Source organism: Saprospiraceae bacterium (assembly GCA_016709995.1).
Classification (GTDB): Bacteria; Bacteroidota; Bacteroidia; order Chitinophagales; family Saprospiraceae; genus JADJLQ01.
Genome location: JADJLQ010000001.1, coordinates 1,433,964 through 1,451,973, shown reverse-complemented (window position 1 = coordinate 1,451,973; position 18,010 = coordinate 1,433,964). Strand labels below are relative to the sequence as shown.

Sequence of the window (18,010 nt, the reverse complement as noted above, 5' to 3'; positions counted from 1 at the left end):
ATTCAAGCAATCTCGGCATAAATAAAATACTGCCTATCTAAAACCGGGGCTATTTGGATTATCAAAGATCCATGATCTTCTTCAACTTTAGATTATACTCTTCTGACCAATCACTGACCCTACCTAATACCTCACCATCTAGTATAAAGGAATCTTCTGTGGTGGTATGTCCCAGATGCCAACACTCAACGGAAGAATGTTCCACTAAAGCCTTGAATGCATCTTCCTGTTGTGGATCTACTGCCACTACTATACGGGACTGTCCTTCTCCAAAAAGAAAACTATCTTTTCGGATACCGGGCTTTGAAAGGATATGGACACCTATCTTATTTAATGAGCATGATTCAAACAAAGTCACCAATAGGCCTCCGTCACTAACATCGTGTGCAGCTGCCAGGCATTTTTCTTTAATACAGGCCCGGACGAGGTTTTGCACTTTTTGTTCAATTTCGAGATCAAAATATGGAGCCGGAGAATGTCGGACTTGATGCACTGTCCTCAAATACTCACTGGAACCCAGATCGTCCGTGATTGGACCTAATAGATACAGATTTAATCCTGGTCGGTCGAAAGACAAAAAGGTCTTGTAGTCCAGGTCTAATAACCCCAGCATGCCTATAGTCGGAGTAGGGTAGACAGGTACAGTTTTGTCTCCAATGACGGATTGGTTATAAAAGCTGACATTACCTCCGGTCACCGGGGTATTAAACGCTCTGCATGCGATGCCCATGCCTTTAATCACTTCTACAAATTGGTAATAAACTTCCAGGTCATAAGGATTGCCAAAATTGAGACAATTGGTGATGGCCAATGGGGTACCACCAGAACAAACAATATTGCGTGCAGCCTCTGCCACCGCTATTTGTGCGCCTATATTCGGGTCGGCATATACGTATGCACTATTGCAATCTACGGTCATGGCCAGGGCCTTGTCAGTGTCTTTGACCCATACCAGCGAGGCATCCGAAGGTTGGGTGGTATTGATAGACCCTGTCCGCACAGTAGAATCATATTGCTGGGAGATCCATTTTTTTGAGGCTATATTCAGAGAGCCAATTAAATCAGCGGCTACTTGCCCAAGATCACCAGGTACTTTTATTGAATTAGGATCGAAAGCTGCAATTTTATCGAGATAGGTTGGGCGCCTAAAGGATCTGTCATATACCGGGGCACCACCCCCTAATACCAGGCTATCGGCATTGACTTTGGCGACTAATTCACCGTGAAAATAATACTCAAGATTCGGGCTGTCTATGACTTCACCGATTTGCGCACATTCCAGGTCCCATTTGTCAAATATTTTTAAAATGGCGGCTTCTTCGCCTTTTTTGCAGACCACCAGCATGCGCTCCTGACTTTCAGAAAGTAGGATTTCGTGGGGAGCCATATCGACCTGCCTCAAAGGCACTTTGTCCAGATGAATGATCATGCCTGACTTGCCTTTGGCACTCATTTCGGAGGTTGAGCAGGTGATCCCGGCTGCGCCCATATCCTGCATGCCTATAATGGTACCTGATTGAATCACTTCGAGAGACGCTTCTAATAAAAGTTTCTCCTGGAAGGGATCACCTACTTGTACAGAAGGTAAGTCCTCAGCACTGTCTTCAGTAAGGTCAGCAGACGCGAAAGTAGCACCATGGATACCATCTTTGCCTGTAGCTGAACCTACGATGAAAACAGGATTGCCAGCACCATAGGCTGTCGCGGAAACCGTCTCACCAATTTTTACAGTACCAACAGACATGGCATTGACCAGGATATTTTGCTGGTAACAATCCATAAAATAGGTTTCGCCCCCAACAGTAGGGACACCAAAACAATTGCCATAATTGCCTATACCCCTTACGACGCCTCTCACGAGGTTTTTCATATGGGCTGTCTCAGGAATGCCAAATCGCAAAGAATTGAGTGCAGCAATAGGCCTGGCGCCCATTGTAAAAATATCTCTATGAATGCCACCAACTCCGGTGGCAGCTCCCTGGTAAGGCTCGATGGCAGATGGATGATTATGGGATTCGATTTTAAATGCACAAGCAAGTCCATCTCCTATGTCGACCAGGCCAGCATTTTCTTCTCCTGCGCCTACCAGAAGCGCTTTTCCCTCCCGAGGCAAGGTCTTTAAGTATTTGATGGAGTTTTTGTAGCTACAGTGCTCTGACCACATGACAGAATAGATGCTTAGTTCGGTGAAATTTGGAGTCCGTCCAAGTAGGATTTTTATTTTTTCAAATTCTTCATGGGTGAGGCCCAGAGAAGAGGCTATCTCTTGCGTAGTTTCCTTAGTCGCTATCATCACACAAAGATAGACAGAAGGCCAGATAAATTTATAATCTCAAAAACCGGTGATCACAATCCTCAAGAAAAAGAAATTAGGTTAAATTCTATCCGAATGGCTTAAAACAGCTGTAGTTTTGAAAGATAAAATATTAAAACAATGAAAGCTATCCTTTTGACACTCCTGTTTGCCCTTTTTGTTCAATTTGGAATAAGTCAAATTCAAAAAGATCATAAGTTGACGGTAATGGTAAATGGCAAAGAGTTTACTACTCAACCGCAACATCTCAAATTTGGAGGATACCGGTACATCACCGGCAATGCCTTAAAGCCAGATCAATCTCTCCGTGTCTGGATAGCCGGCTGGGATGGGGGTATGATCACAGAATCAGGTGCTTATCTTATAGTTGACGGAGATAAACCTGATACCAAAGAAAATATAAAGACCGCGCAGGAATTGGGAAAATATAAAGGGATTGCTGCGATCAAATATGTTGAAGAGACCAAATCACCCAGGATGGAATACCATGTAGGAATGAGTGAAAATAATGGAGAAGCTATCGAAGTAAAAATAGATCAGGATGGCTACTATGATCTTTCGTTCAATGCCACCCTGGTCGGCACATGGTGGAAAGAAAAAACCACTGCCACAGTATTTGGAGGATTAGATCGGTTGGCAGATAAAATGAAAGACAAGGCTGTCACCGGAGCTACCGGTCTGGACCAGGACATCGACCCTGAAGGTAGAGGATATAAAAAACAAAAGACTGCTGACAGGATTGTACTCAAAGACGGGCTGATAAAGCTCAAGATGAAAGCGGAATAATTTCTTTCACCATTATTTTAAATATTGGTGACAGCGTAATTCATAACTAGGGTTAGTTTTATACCTTTTTTTATATGGAGGGTTAGTATATATCATAAATAATATTTAGCCTGTACAGCTTTTGCAGCGGAATTTGATTTTAGAAAAATCAGGAAATGATAAAAGTTTATTAAATTCATTTTCTTAATACTCACATTTATGAATTATTCTAAGCTTCCTATATGCTTCGTGTTGATGCTGCTTTCCAGTTGCGTCAAGGAAATTACTTCAGAAAGTATCGGAGTTGCAGGTTCGACCTCTATTCAATCAACCTCCAATCTTTCATTCCAGGTTTTTTCTTACAATGAATTCAGGCCTAACTTTCTACACAAATCTACCATGGAGGATTCTATAAAAGGAATTTCCTCCAATGGGTTCACACCCCTTCAACAGAATGTAAATAATGCTTTCCCCATTGATGCCATGGTCAACCTGGGAAGGATATTGTTTTATGACAAAAACCTTTCCCTCAATGGTCAGGTGTCTTGTGGGTCTTGCCATATTCAAAGCAAAGCATTTACGGATGGAAAATCATTTAGTGTAGGATTCAATAATCATTTGACAGAGCGAAGCACCATGTCCATACAAAACATGGATTTTATCAATAATTATCAGTGGCAGTCAGCAGTACAGGGATTACCGGATTTGGTCACCAAACCATTGCTGCATCCCACCGAAATGGGTAATAACAGTATAGAAGAAGTGGTCAATCGGGTAAAGGCCCTTAATTATTATGAACCCTTCCACAGTAAGGCATTTGGCCATGCAGAAATACAGGCAAAATCATTGATTTGGGCTTTGTCATCCTTTGTAGGCAGTATTTATTCTGTCAATTCAAAATTTGATAAACAACTGAATAATTTTACGGACGAAGAAAATCTAGGTATGACCCTGTTTAATGGTAAAGCCAAATGTGGCGAATGCCATACTGCCCCTACGTTTGCAGCCCCGGATTTTGCAGGGGGCTCTTATGGATCCAGCCAGGATGCCACCTCACTGGTTGCTGTTAATAAAAAAGGCCTGGCGAATAATGGTTTAAACTTTGCAAGAATTGAGGGCGAGTCCCGATTGATCAAAATACCTACGCTCAGAAATATTGAATATACTGCTCCATATATGCATGATGGAAAGTTTAAGACGCTGGAGGAGGTTATTGAAAATTACGATCATAATATCCAATATGATGCGTCTCTGGATGAAAAGTTTGTCGATCGATCTACTCCTAATCCACATGCGATAAAACTTCACCTTACTGTTGAAGAGAAAAAAGCGTTAAAAGCATTTTTATTGACATTGAGCGATGCTGAATTACTGACAGCCAAAAGATATTCAGACCCTTTCCAATAGTCTTAATCGTATTTTCTTCCGCTTCTATCTACGAAATTGCTCCCTGCTTGTTGGGTTCCCATCACAAGGATATCCTGGATATTGACATGCATGGGTCGGCTGGCAGTAAAATAAATGATCTCAGCCACATCCTTGGAAGTGAGCGGATTAAAATCTTTATAAATTTTGGCTTTCTCTTCATCTCCATGGAAGCGCACCTTAGAAAACTCGGTTTCTTCTACCATACCGGGAGCCACCTGACTTACCCTAATACCATGGGTGTACAGATCCAAGCGCATCGTCTGGGTGAGCATATCTACGGCCGCTTTGGTAGCGCAATATACATTGCCCCTCGCATAGGCGTCTTTGCCGGCGGTGGAACATATATTGATGATCTGTCCTGATTTTCGGGCTACCATCTGAGGACTTACCAACCTGGTGATGTACAATAATCCTTTTACATTGGTATCGATCATGGTTTCCCAATCATCGAGATTGCCCTCCTGGATATAATCGAGACCGCTGGCCAGGCCTGCATTGTTAAGCAGGACATCTATTTGATCAAAAGGGGGAGATAAGGAAGCGATCGCTTTTTTTACTTCATCATATTTTTGGAGATCAAAACTTAAATAGGTCGCTTTTATCTCGTAAGTACTGACCAGGTGATCTGCTAATTCCTTGAGTCTGTCTTCGCGTCGTCCGCACAAGATTAAGGAGTAGCCATGTTTGGCAAATTCCTCAGCAGTAGCCTTGCCTATACCTGAGGTAGCTCCTGTAATTAGTATATTCATCATTATTGTTTTAGTAAATTTTGAATGACTCGGTCGAATTCAATTTCAAATTCTTTGTATTTACTGGTAGCAGGTCCGTCAAATCCTGTGTGGATAGTATGCACACGGTTGTTTTTATCCAGAATGACCATCGTTGGATAGGAGATCACATTATCTATGAAAGGCAGATGTTTGCTGGTTTCAGCTGTTTTGGTCGTGGTAGCAGCCAGGAGCACATCATAGGGGAGATTCATTTTTGTTCTATAATTAGCGATGGCTTGCAAAGATGGTGCAGTGTCATTATATCGCTCACATGCCAGGCCAATCACTTGCACATCCAAAGCAGGATGGGCTGCGAGGTATGTTTTAAGAAATCGCGTTTCGTCGTAACAATTGGGGCACCAGGTCCCCATGATCTGCAGTACTTTTATTTTCGAATGATAATCAGTGATCGTTTTCGTTTTATCATTTTGGTCTAAAAAAGCAAAATTGACAGGAGTTCCAGTACTTTTGGTCAAGGAAGTAGCTGCTGCTAGTGTTGCATCAGGATTCTTAAAAGCTTTCCATACAGAGGTGTAATGAATTCCGGATTTAAAAGTGCCCAAGAGCGTGTCCCCTGACTGCTTGCCAAAAAATAAAAAAGCATGAGATCCATCAAAACAAGACAAGAAGAATTTATCTCCCGATACTGTCCCATCGAGATATCGGTAATCTCCTGTTTCAGTGCGGAAAGTGCCTGTCAGGTGATTGCCGTCCTGTGACCATTCTGCAATGGCTTTAAATGGCGTCTCCAGGTTGAGATCAAAAGTACAATCCCAGATACCGGAGAGATCATTGGTCTGTGGAGTAGGCAACAACTGGAATCTATCTTTTTGGCCAAAGTGGGCACTAAAGGGGATTCTATAATTTGGTTTATTTCTGACTACCCACTCTCCTTGTAAGATGCCTTCTCTCAAAATCGCCCTGATATGTGAGTCGTAAACTGAAAAATTGATATATACAGTATCATCTGCAGTCGATCTGTTGCGGCCTACATACACTTCATCGACCTTGATTCTTTCTGTTCCATTGATGATTTCAATATATGGAGTCTCTTGTTCATATTTTACTTCAAACATAAAAGGGAGGTCGTTTTCAATCTCATAGATCGGTCTCGTACCATCTTTTTCATACCTTTCGATCTCATCTTTAAGTGGCAGTTTAGGCTCAGTATTGAGATGCAGCACACCACGCCAAATGCCAGGAGCAAGGGAAGCATATGGCGCTTTTGGCCGAATGCACCCAAGGAAGCATGAAAACAATATAAGCCCTAGAGTATATTTCACGATTCAGATTTTTCTCCAATAAAATTATCTTCCTTTCGCTTAAAAAGGATGTTGAATGTAGTCAGACTGCCATAAATTCTGGTGATATACTGTTGCATATCTACTTTGTCAGCATCGGTAAGTTTAGGATGAGCATTTACCTTTTGCTCCAATACCCGGAGTCGATCGCGTACCATTACAATTTTATGAAAAAAAGCTTCGATGGGAATTTCCTTAGGCTTGAGGCCAGCATCAGAAGATTTTAAGATCATGATTCCGTCATCCCATCGGTCTGCTATTTCGGTGACAGAGGTGATATCAGACCACTGTTTAAGTATACGAATTAACGATTTCTCCGCTTCAGTATAGGTGATAGGTTCTTCAGACGGTATTTTGTCTATGATCTCCCAGCCTGCGTAATCTTTACCCACCGGTTTGATGCCATAATGCATAAAACAGACTTCATAAGCAGCACCATGTAATCTGATGATCACGCCTTCCCCATAAGCCGGGTGTTTAATCCTACTTCCTATACCCAATAATTTATCTAGATCCATATTCAATTAGCTTATTTTTGTCACAAATCTAACTATCATATGAAATCATTACATCATTGTGTATTAATAATTCTGTTTTTTACCATTTTTGACAACACGGGTAGCGCTCAAAAGGTTATTAAAAAAATAAATAGTAGTGTAAATCAGGATAAAATATATACTGACATGATGTATCTCGCCTCCGATGCTTTGAAGGGGCGCAAGACAGGGGAGCCAGGTAACCAACAAGCTGCCAATTATATCGCAGATCAATTTAAAAAAGCCGGTGTCAAAACTATTCCGGGTATGAACGGATATTTCCAACCAATACCTTTTGTGAAATATGTACCTCCCTTGTCCGGGACTCTTTCCATGGGGGGCACTGAGTATGTAGTCAAAAACAACCTGGTGATTTTGGATGGCGGTGCTATAAATAAAACTACTGAAGCGATCTATGCTGATTATGGATGGGTAGATGCTGCCAAAGGCAGAGATGACTATCAGGGTTTAGAGGTAAAAGGTAAATATGTTATTGTGCAGGGAGGATTGCCAGAAGGCGGATCTCCGTCAGAGATATTTAGTGCCATGCCATTAAAACGGAAGATGGCGGCAGATCATGGTGCATTGGGTTTGATAGAAATATATAACCTTTCTTTCCCATGGAATTTTTTCAGGAACTATTTTAGCAAAGAAAGACTGGAGATCGTGGAAGGAGCCGGAGGCCATGCAAGCGTTTTGCATGCATGGCTACAACTACCTACCAATGGTAATAAACCTACCTGGTCAAAAGGGAAAAGCTATCCGATCACAATAAATACTCCAGGGGCTGCTACTACTCCTGTCGAAGCTGTCAATGTCCTGGGTATGATACCCGGCAAAAAGAAAAAACTAAGGGATCAGTATATATTATTGTCTGCTCATTTTGACCATGTAGGAGTGAAAGCTGGCCAACCCATCGGCAATGACACTATCTGGAATGGGGCTCGTGACAATGCCTGGGGTACAGTTGGACTTCTCGCTGCAGCCCGATATTTTGCCAAAAACCCTCCTAACAGATCGGTGATGATTGCAGCTGTAAATGGTGAAGAGATTGGCCTTTTGGGTTCAAAATACCTTGCTGAGCATCCTGTGATGCCTTGGAATAAGGTAATTTTTGACCTTAACTCAGATGGAGCAGGTTATTCAGATACAACGCTGGTATCGATCATAGGACTCAATAGAGTAGGGGCTGCCGATGAAATGAATACAGCCTGCAAAGCTTTTGGCTTAACTACAATAGCCGATCCTGCTCCTGAACAAGGTTTGTTTGACAGGTCTGATAACGTGTCCTTTGCGCAGTTGGGTATTCCAGCTCCGACTTTCGCAGCTGGATTTAAAACTTTTGATCAAGAGGTGGGCAAATATTATCACCAGGCGATAGACAATCCGGACAATATCAGTTATGGTTATTTACACCGATTTACCAAGGCGTTTGTGTTGTCAGCATTGCAAATAGCCAATAAAATAGAGCTTCCCAGATGGAGCTCTGGTGATAAATATGAATCTGCGGGCAAAAAGCTATATGGTTATTAAAGACTCTGCCCGTTCGGACGGGCCAAGGGATACGCTGATTTAATTTACTTTAGGCAATCTTTTGCTATACCAGGTGATCTGTCCTCGGTGATTGGCAAAATGTTCTGCTACGTGAAACCACTTACAGTAGTTATTCCAATCCCAATCTTTCGTTTCTCCGGTCAAGAGCCATTTGTCATCTCTTTTTTTCATCTCTGCTTTGGTTTTGGACCTGGCTTCGTCCATCGCATCGATATAATAAGACAAGGGATTGCCTTTGATTTTTGATTGGGCATCGTGACCCAGTTCCATAGCCACGTTCCAACGCTCTTTATTAGCAGGACTGAAGTCATCAAGGCCAGAAAAAGTGATATCCTGGTAGATCACTTCTGTTGCGGCCACATGCAGCATCAAAGCCCCTATGGAGTTTGAATCGGCATCATGCAGGTAGTCCAGAGCTGCTACTGATAATGATTTGGTCACCCCTTTTACAGAAAAACTCAACCAATCAAGCATCGAGATCAAAGTGCCTATCTGGGCGGTATAACCAGATTTAGGGCCTATAAGGTTAATAGAGTCTCCTACTAATTTGGGCTTTTGGCCCAGCCTTGGAGCTGAGAGGAAGGCGTAAGACCCGGCGGAAGCAGCCACGGTGTTATGAATAAAGTCGCGTCGAGTTTGATTTTTTTTCATAAAAAAGAGATTATTATTGACAAAATATGATTGAATATCAACGTAGTAATGTCCAAAAGTAAGCAAACTGATAAGTTAATGCAGACTCAAATATTAAAGCCAAATGTCAGACTAAAAGAGGTTATCATTTCGTTAAAAAAAATTATCAGGTCATTATCCCCATTTGCTGCCTTCGAGTTAATGCATTCAAAATATTTAGCATGGTTTTTGCTTATATACCCAAAGGAAATTATTAAAAATTGAATTTATAGCTAATTGTCTATTTATCAATTTTATAAACATTATGAAAATATATAATATAATTAAGAGGGTTCTATGAAACGCAATTTTTTTTACTCTATCAAGCTGGCAATTTTAATTTTAACAATTTCTAATGTGCGAGCTCAGGATCTGCATTACACTCAGTTTTATAATGCCCATGTCAATATCAATCCCGGGCTGACAGGCATATTTAATGGGGATGTGAGGATGGCTGCCAATTACAGAAATCAATGGCGGGTATTGCCTGTGCCATATATGACTGTGACCGGTGCTTATGATATGAAGATCTATCGCAAACAAGCTAGAAAAGATTTTTTCGGTGCGGGACTGGTCTTTAACTATGATCAGGCTGGCGATTCCAAACTTAACCTGGCGACTTTGGGCCTGAATGGGTCTTATTCATTACCTGTAGGGGTTAATAATTTTTTTACTGTTGGTGCCCAATTAGGTTTTTCCAGAAGAGCATTTTCACTTGACGACCTCAATTTTGACGAACAGTGGGACGGAGTACAATTTATACCTACCAGGAATGTGACGGAATCATTCGATCGCAAATCCTTGTTTATCCCTGATCTCAATATGGGTGTAAATTACAGGATTCAAAAATCCACTAGGTCCAAAGCAGATATCGGACTGGCAGCATTTCATATCAATAGTCCTAAAAACCCATTTTATACGGATGATAAGTCTGTTAAATTGCCAATTCGTTTTGCGATTAATACGTTGATTCAATCACAATTGTCCAATTCACTTGATTTAATGGTGCATGGCATTGCTCAATTTCAAAAACCTTACAAAGAGTTCCTGATAGGAGCGGGACCAAAATTTTATTTAAATCAAAAGCGTGGCAAAAATTATGCATTAGGAGTGTATGGTATGTACCGGTTTAAAGATGCGATCGCTCCCGCTTTTCATTTGTATCTGAATGAATTGCAGTTGGGTATCAGTTATGATGTGAATACCAGTCAGTTTAATAGAGTCACAGACAAAAAAGGAGGTCCTGAATTTTCTTTGACCTATATCATCACCAAAGTGAAGCCATTGAGCCAGATGAAAGCATGTCCGATATACTAATTTATTTAAAAGTGAAGATTATGAACTTATATAAACCTTCGATCATAGCACTGACATGGATGTTGGCGATAGGCACCCTGACAGGGCAGACTTTTAAAGCCTATGTAAAAGCTGCCGATGATGCCTTTCTAACCAAAGATTATTACTCATCATTAGTATACAATCTCAATGCACTGGAATTTGACAGTACCAGAATAGAACGAATGCATGCTGCAGCAGAAGCCGCCCGGAATCTGAATTCTTACAAAGTTGCAGAGTTGTATTATCAAAAAGTAGTGGATGCTGATAAGAAAGATGCATATTCACTGGACAAATATCACCTCGCGGCTATGAAACAGGCGCAAGGTAAATATGAAGAAGCTATCGCTGGATATAATATGTACCTGGCTGAAAACAGGAATGAAGATGTATATTATACTCAACGTGCAGACAAAGAAGTAAAAGCGTCTCAATGGGCCACTCAACAAGTTGCCCAGACAAGTGAAGCTGTAAAAGTGACCAGGTTGGGAGATGAAATCAATACTCCATATTCGGAGTTTGGAGCATCTCAAAAGGGAGATACCTTGATATATTCTTCCATGCGATTTGAACTGCCTGCCGAAAAGGCAGTGCCCAAAAGAACATATTCCAATGTCTTGTTGTCTATCAACGGTCAAGCCAATGATGGTTTCAGTTCGATCAATAATCCTTTGGGTCATACTGCAAATACTGCAATCAACACGCTGAATAACAGAATGTATTTCACATTGTGTGAAAATCTCAACGATGCTGATATCCGGTGCGATTTATATTACAGGGATTATACAAACAGTAGTTTTGGTGAGGCTATTAAGATACCTGAACCAATCAATCAACCTGGATTTACGACTACGCAGCCCAATATAGCCTTTGATTCAAAAAATAACCATGAAGTACTGTATTGGGTTTCTGACCGGCCTGGAGGAAAAGGCAAGCTGGACATTTGGTCTGCTGACATCAATGCAGACGGAACTTTTGGTATCCCTCAAAACCTGGTGGCCATTAACACTGCCGAAAATGATATCACGCCTTTTTTTCAGAATAATCTCGGCGAATTATATTTCAGTTCGGACGGTCGAATCGGAATGGGGGGCTATGATGTATATAAAGCTATATTTAAAAATGGGGCTTTTCTTGAAGCTGAGCACATCGATCCACCCATCAATACCAGTTATAACGATATCTATTATACGATCTCTGCGGATGGCAAGAAAGGATTGATGTCTTCAAATCGGGTAGGGTCATCCTATTTGGACGCGCTGCAGGAAGCATGTTGTTATGACATTTACAGCATTGAGGCTGAGCCTACTAAAATAGACCTGCTCGTCAGTACTTTCGACAAAAACACGCTGGAAGATTTATTAGGCGCTACTGTGAGATTAAAAAATTTAACTGATCCAGGGGCGGAAGATATCCTCGTCACCCTCCATGATTTAAATGATTTTAATTTTCCTTTGGAACGAAACAAAGAATACCTGGTCATTGCGGAGAAAGAAGGATACAGACCTGACTCGACCAATGTATCAACTTATGGGCTTAATCGATCTCAAAAGATCGAGAAGAAACTTTACCTGGAGACTGACAAGATAGATCTCAATGCATTTACCTTCGATGCCAAAACCAAACAAGCACTGCAAGGGGCAGAAGTGACATTAATCGATTTGACAGATAGTACCATCGTGTCCAAAATAAATCTTGACGCCAATGATTTCCATTTTCCACTGATCAGAGGCCATCAATACAGGATCATAGCTAATAAAAAGGGGTATAATCCTGCTACGGTCATGATTGATACCAGGGATGTCAAAGCCAATACTATTACAGAAAACCTGTACATGGAGATCGGCGACATTTATTCATTTTTGCCTTTAATTTTATTTTTTGACAATGATCAGCCTGATATCAGATCTTACAAACCGCGTACTGACAGACTGTACAGTGAGACCTTCCCTCCATATTATGCCCGAAAAGAAGAATTTAAGGATCAATGGGCCAGTAAGCTGAAGCAAGAGGAAATCCCTATTTCAGATCAGGCTTACGAAACATTTTTTAATGATCGATTGGCGAAAGGAAATAATGATCTTAGTAAGTTTCTGGATATACTCATCAGTATGTTGCAGAGAGGAGATAAGTTTGAAATTTTCCTCAAAGGATATGCCAGCCCACGCGCCAGCGAAAAATACAATTTGATCTTAGGTCAAAGAAGAATATTTAGCGTGAAGAACGAATTCCTGAAATATCGGGATGGAATACTTTCAAACTTTTTGAATAACAAACAACTAACTATTTCTGAAAAATCTTTTGGAGAGTTGACCGCTCCTAAAAAAGTGCCTGACATTCTTCGGGATACCAGGTTATCTGTTTTTAGCCTTGATGCATCTCAGGAGCGCAGAGTAGAAATAGTAGATATAAAAAGTAATAAATAGGAGGCCACCATGAAGAAATTATATATGCAGAAAATGTGGAAAAACTTTAAGGCCCTAACCTCAGTGACCATGCTTGTCCTGTTGGTTACCCAAGCCAACGCTACCCATATCGTAGGTGGCAATATTACCTACCGTTGCGTGGCTAAGGATATATACGAGGTGACCATGGTCGTGCGACGGGATTGTTATAATGGTGATCCTGAAGCATTTTTCGATGATCCGGCGTCTATTGGTATTTTTGATCGCACAGGAGAGTTGATGCAGGGACTGGGCACTAAAGGCCAGTTACTTTTGAAGCTTAATCAGAATGATACGTTAGAATCGATTATGGAGAATTTATGTTCTCTTGACGGAGTAAATAGTGTTTGTATCCATGAGACCACTTACAGAGGAACTGTCTTTTTACCTTTCCGACCAGGCGGTTATTACCTCATGTATCAGAGATGTTGTCGCAATGTACCCATCCAGAATATCAAAGAACCATTAGAAACAGGCGCATCCTGGGTGGTACATATTTCAGATTTGGCAATGTCGCAGTGCAATAGTTCACCCGTTTTCAAAAAATGGTCTCCTATCTTTATTTGCGTTGGCAAGCCTTTTCGATTTGATCATGGAGCCACAGACAAGGATGGTGATTCATTAGTATACAAGCTCTGGACTCCATACACTGGTGCAACTCGCAACTTCCCCAAGCCACAGCCGCCTAATAAACCAGATTTTAATCCTATAAGTTGGCAAGAACCTTATAGCCAGTCTGACATGTTAGGAGGCGATCCAATTAAAATAGACTCGAAGACAGGAGAGATTACAGCAGTGCCAGGTACGTTGGGCCAATTTCTAATAGGTGTCCAGGTCGAAGAATACAGGAATGGTCAGTTTATAGGTACCGTCTTTAGAGATTACGAGGTAAAAATAATAGACTGTACCAATCTTGTGGACGCCAAAATTATAGCCCCGGCACTTCAGTGTGATGATCTGACTGTGAACTTCAAACAAGAAAGTCAAAATGCCCTGCACTCAAGATGGTTTTTTGATTTTGATCGCAACCTCAATGCTACCAGTTCAGAAGCAGAGCCCACTTACAAATACACAGACACCGGTACATACAAAGTGGCCCTGGTCATTACGAGGGACAGTACTTGTTTTGATACTGCTTTCCAAATCGTGAGACTCAAATTGAGTAGTGCCACTACAGTCGATTTTGCTGCCAGATCCGGTGAATGCATTAATGGAGATCTTCAATTATCACTTACTGATCTAAGCACCGGAGTTGATCCCAATGCAAAATATATCTGGACTATCACTTATAATGGTCAGACAATTAGTTCAAATTTAAAAAATCCTGTAATCACTGTACCCAATGGGGTGGTTGCAACGGTCAAACTCGATATATCTGAAGAGGGTAACGGATGTGATGTTTCATTTTCAAAGACTTTTGTTACCTCCTTTGTCCATCCTGAAGATCATGCGGATCAAATGGTAGTCTGTACCGGTGATACCACTACTTTGAAATTTGTATTATCAGATTCGATTAAAGCAAAATATAACTATACCTGGGACCCAAGCCCATTGATCGTCAGTGGAGCTAATAGTCCCGAACCAAAAGTATTCTCTCCAATCAATCAAGCCATCTATTTATATGTCACAGTAGATAACAAGGCAGGATGTACTAGCCGGGATTCGATTTTGATCATATCCCTGATCAAACCTACATTGGCCTTTACCTTTACCAATGCCTGTGGTTCACTAAAAATAAAAGTAAATAACCAAAGTGATCAGTTGACTAACTACCAATGGGATTTTGGAGACGGCACGACTGCGATAGAGCGAGAGCCAGAGCACACTTATACCACAGGAGGGACCTATACGGTCACCTTGCGGACCACAGATGGTTGTGCTCCTTCATTAAGTAAAACATTTAATTTGGGTAATGTCTCTTGTCTCAGCCTGGTAGATTCTGTCAATGGATGTGTAGGAAATCCTCTTGCCATCAATCCAAGGGCAAATCCTGCATACACTTATATCTGGAGACCGACGGACAAATTAGATGACTTGAGCAAGTCCAACCCTATATTTATAGTAGATAGTGCCAGGACTTTCATAGCTGATTTTTTTGATGCCAACACCGGAATTGGTTTGGGTTCTTTGACTATTATCGTGAAGACTCCGACATCGGATCAGGTAGATTTTATCAAAGACAGCGTGCTGGCTTGTGCCGGTCAGGGTGTAGGACTCAATCCGGGTGGCAATCCAGCATTAAAATATGAATGGTCTCCTGCGCAGTTTCTAGATGATGCCAAAGCTATAAATCCTATTGCAACTGTCAATGGGCAGACTGTGTTTACTGTCACCGTAACTAATCCTGCAGATACATGTGTATTGTCCAAGCAAATAGTTGTGGTCATACCGTCATCATTGGCCGCTGATGCAATACCAGATTCAATTGATGTATGCAATGATGTGCCTGCCGAGCTCAATCCACAAGGCAAGGCGGATCCTAATCTGAAATATCAATGGTCACCAGGGAATGTATTGGATGATTCTACCAGTTTCAACCCGAAAGCCACCATTGTCAAACCAACAATATTTACGGTGACCATCACCGATACCAGGTTTGATGATTGTAAAGTGACTAAAACAGTCAAGCTCAATATTCCCATCGTAGATGAAGTCAAAAAAATAATGGATAGTATCAAAGCTTGTGCGGGTGTGCCCACCCCATTAAACCCAACCGGCAGTACTCGATTCAAATACGAATGGACACCGGCCGCAGGACTTGACAATCCCAATATAGCCAACCCATCAGCCACTGTCAATCAGACTACTACGTACAATGTAAAAATCACTGACACGCAGCGTGGTAATTGTACCCAATCCAAAGCAGTAAAAGTGATCGTACCACCTGATTTTAAAGTTACACCCTCCTATAAGGATACTATTAGTTGTACTGCGACGAGCTTTTTACTCAAAGCGAGCTCCAACAACCCTAAAGTTACTTTTGAATGGTTCTTGCCATCCGGCACCAGGGTAGCGACCAAGGATACCTTTACAGCAAATCCGCTGCAACGGACGGTGTACAGGGTAGTGGGTACTGATGAAAACGGATGTCGAAGAACCGATTCAGTAATAGTAGACCCTGGCAAAATCAATATTAAAGCTTCTTTAGTAGGTCCTGATCCCTTGTGCCAGGGCGTTTCTGCCGGATTGCAAGTGACCGGACAAAATCCTGCACAGGCATTGACTTACGAGTGGTCACCAACAGCATCCATCACGAGTGGTGCTAATACGGCCAATCCTCAGATCAAACCTGATGTATCTACTACTTATAGAGTCAAAGTGTCCAATGCTCAGGGTTGCTCAGTGACAGATTCGGTAAGAGTCAATGTCAGCCCTGTTGGGACAGTCACCAGTACAGCCAATCCAACTACGATCACTATAGGACAGACATCCCAGATTACAACTACTATACTACCAGGTTATACTTATAGTTGGAGCCCCTCCGAGACACTGGACAATCCCAATGTTCCAAACCCAGTGGCTACTCCAAAGCAAACTACCACCTATAACTTGACTGTAACGAGTCCGGATGGCTGTGTAGCTACCCGGGCTGTGACCATCACCGTCAACATACCAGAGTGTGCCGAGCCATTTATTTTTCTGCCCAATGCCTTCTCACCCAATGGAGATGGCAAAAATGATGTGCTCTATTTACGTTCCAATATTGTAGATCGGATGAGTTTGATTATTTATGATCGTTGGGGTGAAAAAGTATTTGAGACGACCAATCAATCAGTTGGTTGGGATGGAACCTACAAAGGCAAACTACTGCCTCCAGATGTCTATGGATACTATTTAACTGTGATCTGTATTGATGGTCAGCAGTTTATGAAGAAAGGTAATGTGACCATTTTGAGGTAGAAACACGAATTTTACAATTGAAATAAAAAAACAAAAGGAGCATCACTGCTCCTTTTGTTTTTGATTTGAAATCAGAAGTAGATTTAAGCTATTCGCATTCTCTTTATGGATTTACTCCATTTTAGCCGGAGTGCCCTTGCGATAGGATTCTGTCATATCTTTTGAGATCGCACTTTTGACCACATTGATATAGGATTTGGTGTCAATCTGAAGCGAGACGATATCTCCTTCAATTTTATTGACCCGACCTATAATGCCGCTAAGGGTGACTATGTCGTCTCCTTTTTTGATCTCAGTTTGAAATTTGGCCTGGTCCTTTTGTCTCTTTTGCTGAGGTCTGATGAAAAAGAAATACATAATGACCAGCAATATCGGAAACATCAATAAATTGAGTATTCCTCCTCCAGAGGCAGCCTGTAAAATGATAAGTTGAAGCATAATAATTAAATTGTTTAGTGAAGCAAAAATAATAATATTGTGATGGAAATGACTTCAAGGGTATTTTTAGTAGGATTTATGGGCAGTGGAAAATCAACATTGGGCAAACTTATCGCTGCCGAACTGGGGTTTTCTTTCTTAGATTTAGATCAAGCTATTGAAGAAAAATACCATAATACGATATCTGAGATTTTTTCACTGCATGGCGAGCAAGGATTTCGCGAATTTGAAAAAGATACCCTGCATAGCCTTGAAGCCGATACTCAAGTCGTCATTGCCACTGGTGGAGGTACTCCATGCTTTTATGACAATATGCTTTGGATGTTAGATCATGGTTTGGTGATATTTCTCAATTGTAGTGTCGAGGTACTGATGCAAAGGTTACAGTCAGAAAAAGAACATCGCCCATTGATCAATCACCTGGACCATACTGCATTACAAACTTTTATTGAACATAAACTTTCTGAGCGACTTCCTTTTATTCAAAAGCACACCTGGAAGTATTCGATTTTGAAGATAAAGTACAGACAGCCAGATGGATAGGTCACTATGTGCA

General features: G+C 41.4%; 13 protein-coding genes. 7 read left to right on the top strand and 6 right to left on the bottom strand.

Translation table 11 applies throughout. The features are described from left to right. Positions 1-61 precede the first annotated feature (61 nt). The gene (gene purL, locus IPJ09_06120; protein MBK7371002.1) at positions 62-2,293 is read right to left on the bottom strand and encodes a phosphoribosylformylglycinamidine synthase subunit PurL; all 2,232 of its coding nucleotides are present in this window, start codon (positions 2,291-2,293) and stop codon (positions 62-64) included. 141 nt (positions 2,294-2,434) lie between these two features. Here purL and IPJ09_06115 point away from each other — a divergent pair, with 141 nt between their 5' ends. Then, positions 2,435-3,100 carry a hypothetical protein gene (locus tag IPJ09_06115; GenBank protein MBK7371001.1) on the top strand — a complete coding sequence of 222 codons (666 nt, stop codon included), beginning with the start codon at positions 2,435-2,437 and terminating at the stop codon, positions 3,098-3,100. A gap of 198 nt (positions 3,101-3,298) precedes the next feature. Next, the gene (locus IPJ09_06110) at positions 3,299-4,486 is read left to right on the top strand and encodes a hypothetical protein (GenBank protein ID MBK7371000.1); all 1,188 of its coding nucleotides are present in this window, start codon (positions 3,299-3,301) and stop codon (positions 4,484-4,486) included. A gap of 2 nt (positions 4,487-4,488) precedes the next feature. Here IPJ09_06110 and IPJ09_06105 read toward each other — a convergent pair whose 3' ends face one another. From IPJ09_06105 to IPJ09_06095, 3 genes are read right to left on the bottom strand one after another with little or no spacing between them, the layout of a single operon-like run. Then, on the bottom strand, positions 4,489-5,259 hold the full coding sequence (locus IPJ09_06105) for an SDR family NAD(P)-dependent oxidoreductase (protein MBK7370999.1): 771 nt from the start codon (positions 5,257-5,259) through the stop codon (positions 4,489-4,491). Further along, complete coding sequence (locus IPJ09_06100) at positions 5,259-6,560, bottom strand: TlpA family protein disulfide reductase (GenBank protein ID MBK7370998.1); 1,302 nt, start codon at positions 6,558-6,560, stop codon at positions 5,259-5,261. The genes IPJ09_06105 and IPJ09_06100 overlap by 1 nt, the downstream gene beginning before the upstream one ends. Next, a complete protein-coding gene (locus tag IPJ09_06095) occupies positions 6,557-7,096 on the bottom strand; it encodes a hypothetical protein (protein ID MBK7370997.1) in 540 nt (179 codons plus the stop codon). The genes IPJ09_06100 and IPJ09_06095 overlap by 4 nt, the downstream gene beginning before the upstream one ends. Before the next feature lie 39 nt (positions 7,097-7,135). Here IPJ09_06095 and IPJ09_06090 point away from each other — a divergent pair, with 39 nt between their 5' ends. Continuing rightward, positions 7,136-8,647, top strand: a complete 1,512-nt coding sequence (locus IPJ09_06090; GenBank protein ID MBK7370996.1) for a M28 family peptidase — start codon at positions 7,136-7,138, stop codon at positions 8,645-8,647. A gap of 39 nt (positions 8,648-8,686) precedes the next feature. Here the strand turns inward: IPJ09_06090 and IPJ09_06085 are convergent, their stop codons facing one another. Continuing rightward, the gene (locus IPJ09_06085; GenBank protein ID MBK7370995.1) at positions 8,687-9,319 is read right to left on the bottom strand and encodes a DUF664 domain-containing protein; all 633 of its coding nucleotides are present in this window, start codon (positions 9,317-9,319) and stop codon (positions 8,687-8,689) included. Between the two features lie 315 nt (positions 9,320-9,634). Between IPJ09_06085 and IPJ09_06080 the strand changes: the two genes are divergently transcribed. The 3 genes from IPJ09_06080 to IPJ09_06070 are packed head-to-tail and all read left to right on the top strand — an operon-like array spanning position 9,635 to position 17,016. Next, the gene (locus IPJ09_06080) at positions 9,635-10,654 is read left to right on the top strand and encodes a PorP/SprF family type IX secretion system membrane protein (GenBank protein ID MBK7370994.1); all 1,020 of its coding nucleotides are present in this window, start codon (positions 9,635-9,637) and stop codon (positions 10,652-10,654) included. Positions 10,655-10,674: 20 nt separating this feature from the next. Further along, positions 10,675-13,098 (top strand): hypothetical protein, encoded by a 2,424-nt coding sequence (locus IPJ09_06075; protein MBK7370993.1) that lies wholly within the window; start codon positions 10,675-10,677, stop codon positions 13,096-13,098. Positions 13,099-13,107: 9 nt separating this feature from the next. Further along, positions 13,108-17,016, top strand: a complete 3,909-nt coding sequence (locus tag IPJ09_06070) for a gliding motility-associated C-terminal domain-containing protein (protein MBK7370992.1) — start codon at positions 13,108-13,110, stop codon at positions 17,014-17,016. Between the two features lie 111 nt (positions 17,017-17,127). Here the strand turns inward: IPJ09_06070 and yajC are convergent, their stop codons facing one another. Beyond that, the gene (yajC, locus tag IPJ09_06065; GenBank protein MBK7370991.1) at positions 17,128-17,454 is read right to left on the bottom strand and encodes a preprotein translocase subunit YajC; all 327 of its coding nucleotides are present in this window, start codon (positions 17,452-17,454) and stop codon (positions 17,128-17,130) included. Between the two features lie 48 nt (positions 17,455-17,502). On the opposite strand from yajC, the gene IPJ09_06060 reads away from it, so the two are divergent. Next, entirely contained in the window at positions 17,503-17,997 is a 495-nt protein-coding gene (locus IPJ09_06060) for a shikimate kinase (protein ID MBK7370990.1), read from the top strand. Positions 17,998-18,010 lie beyond the last annotated feature (13 nt).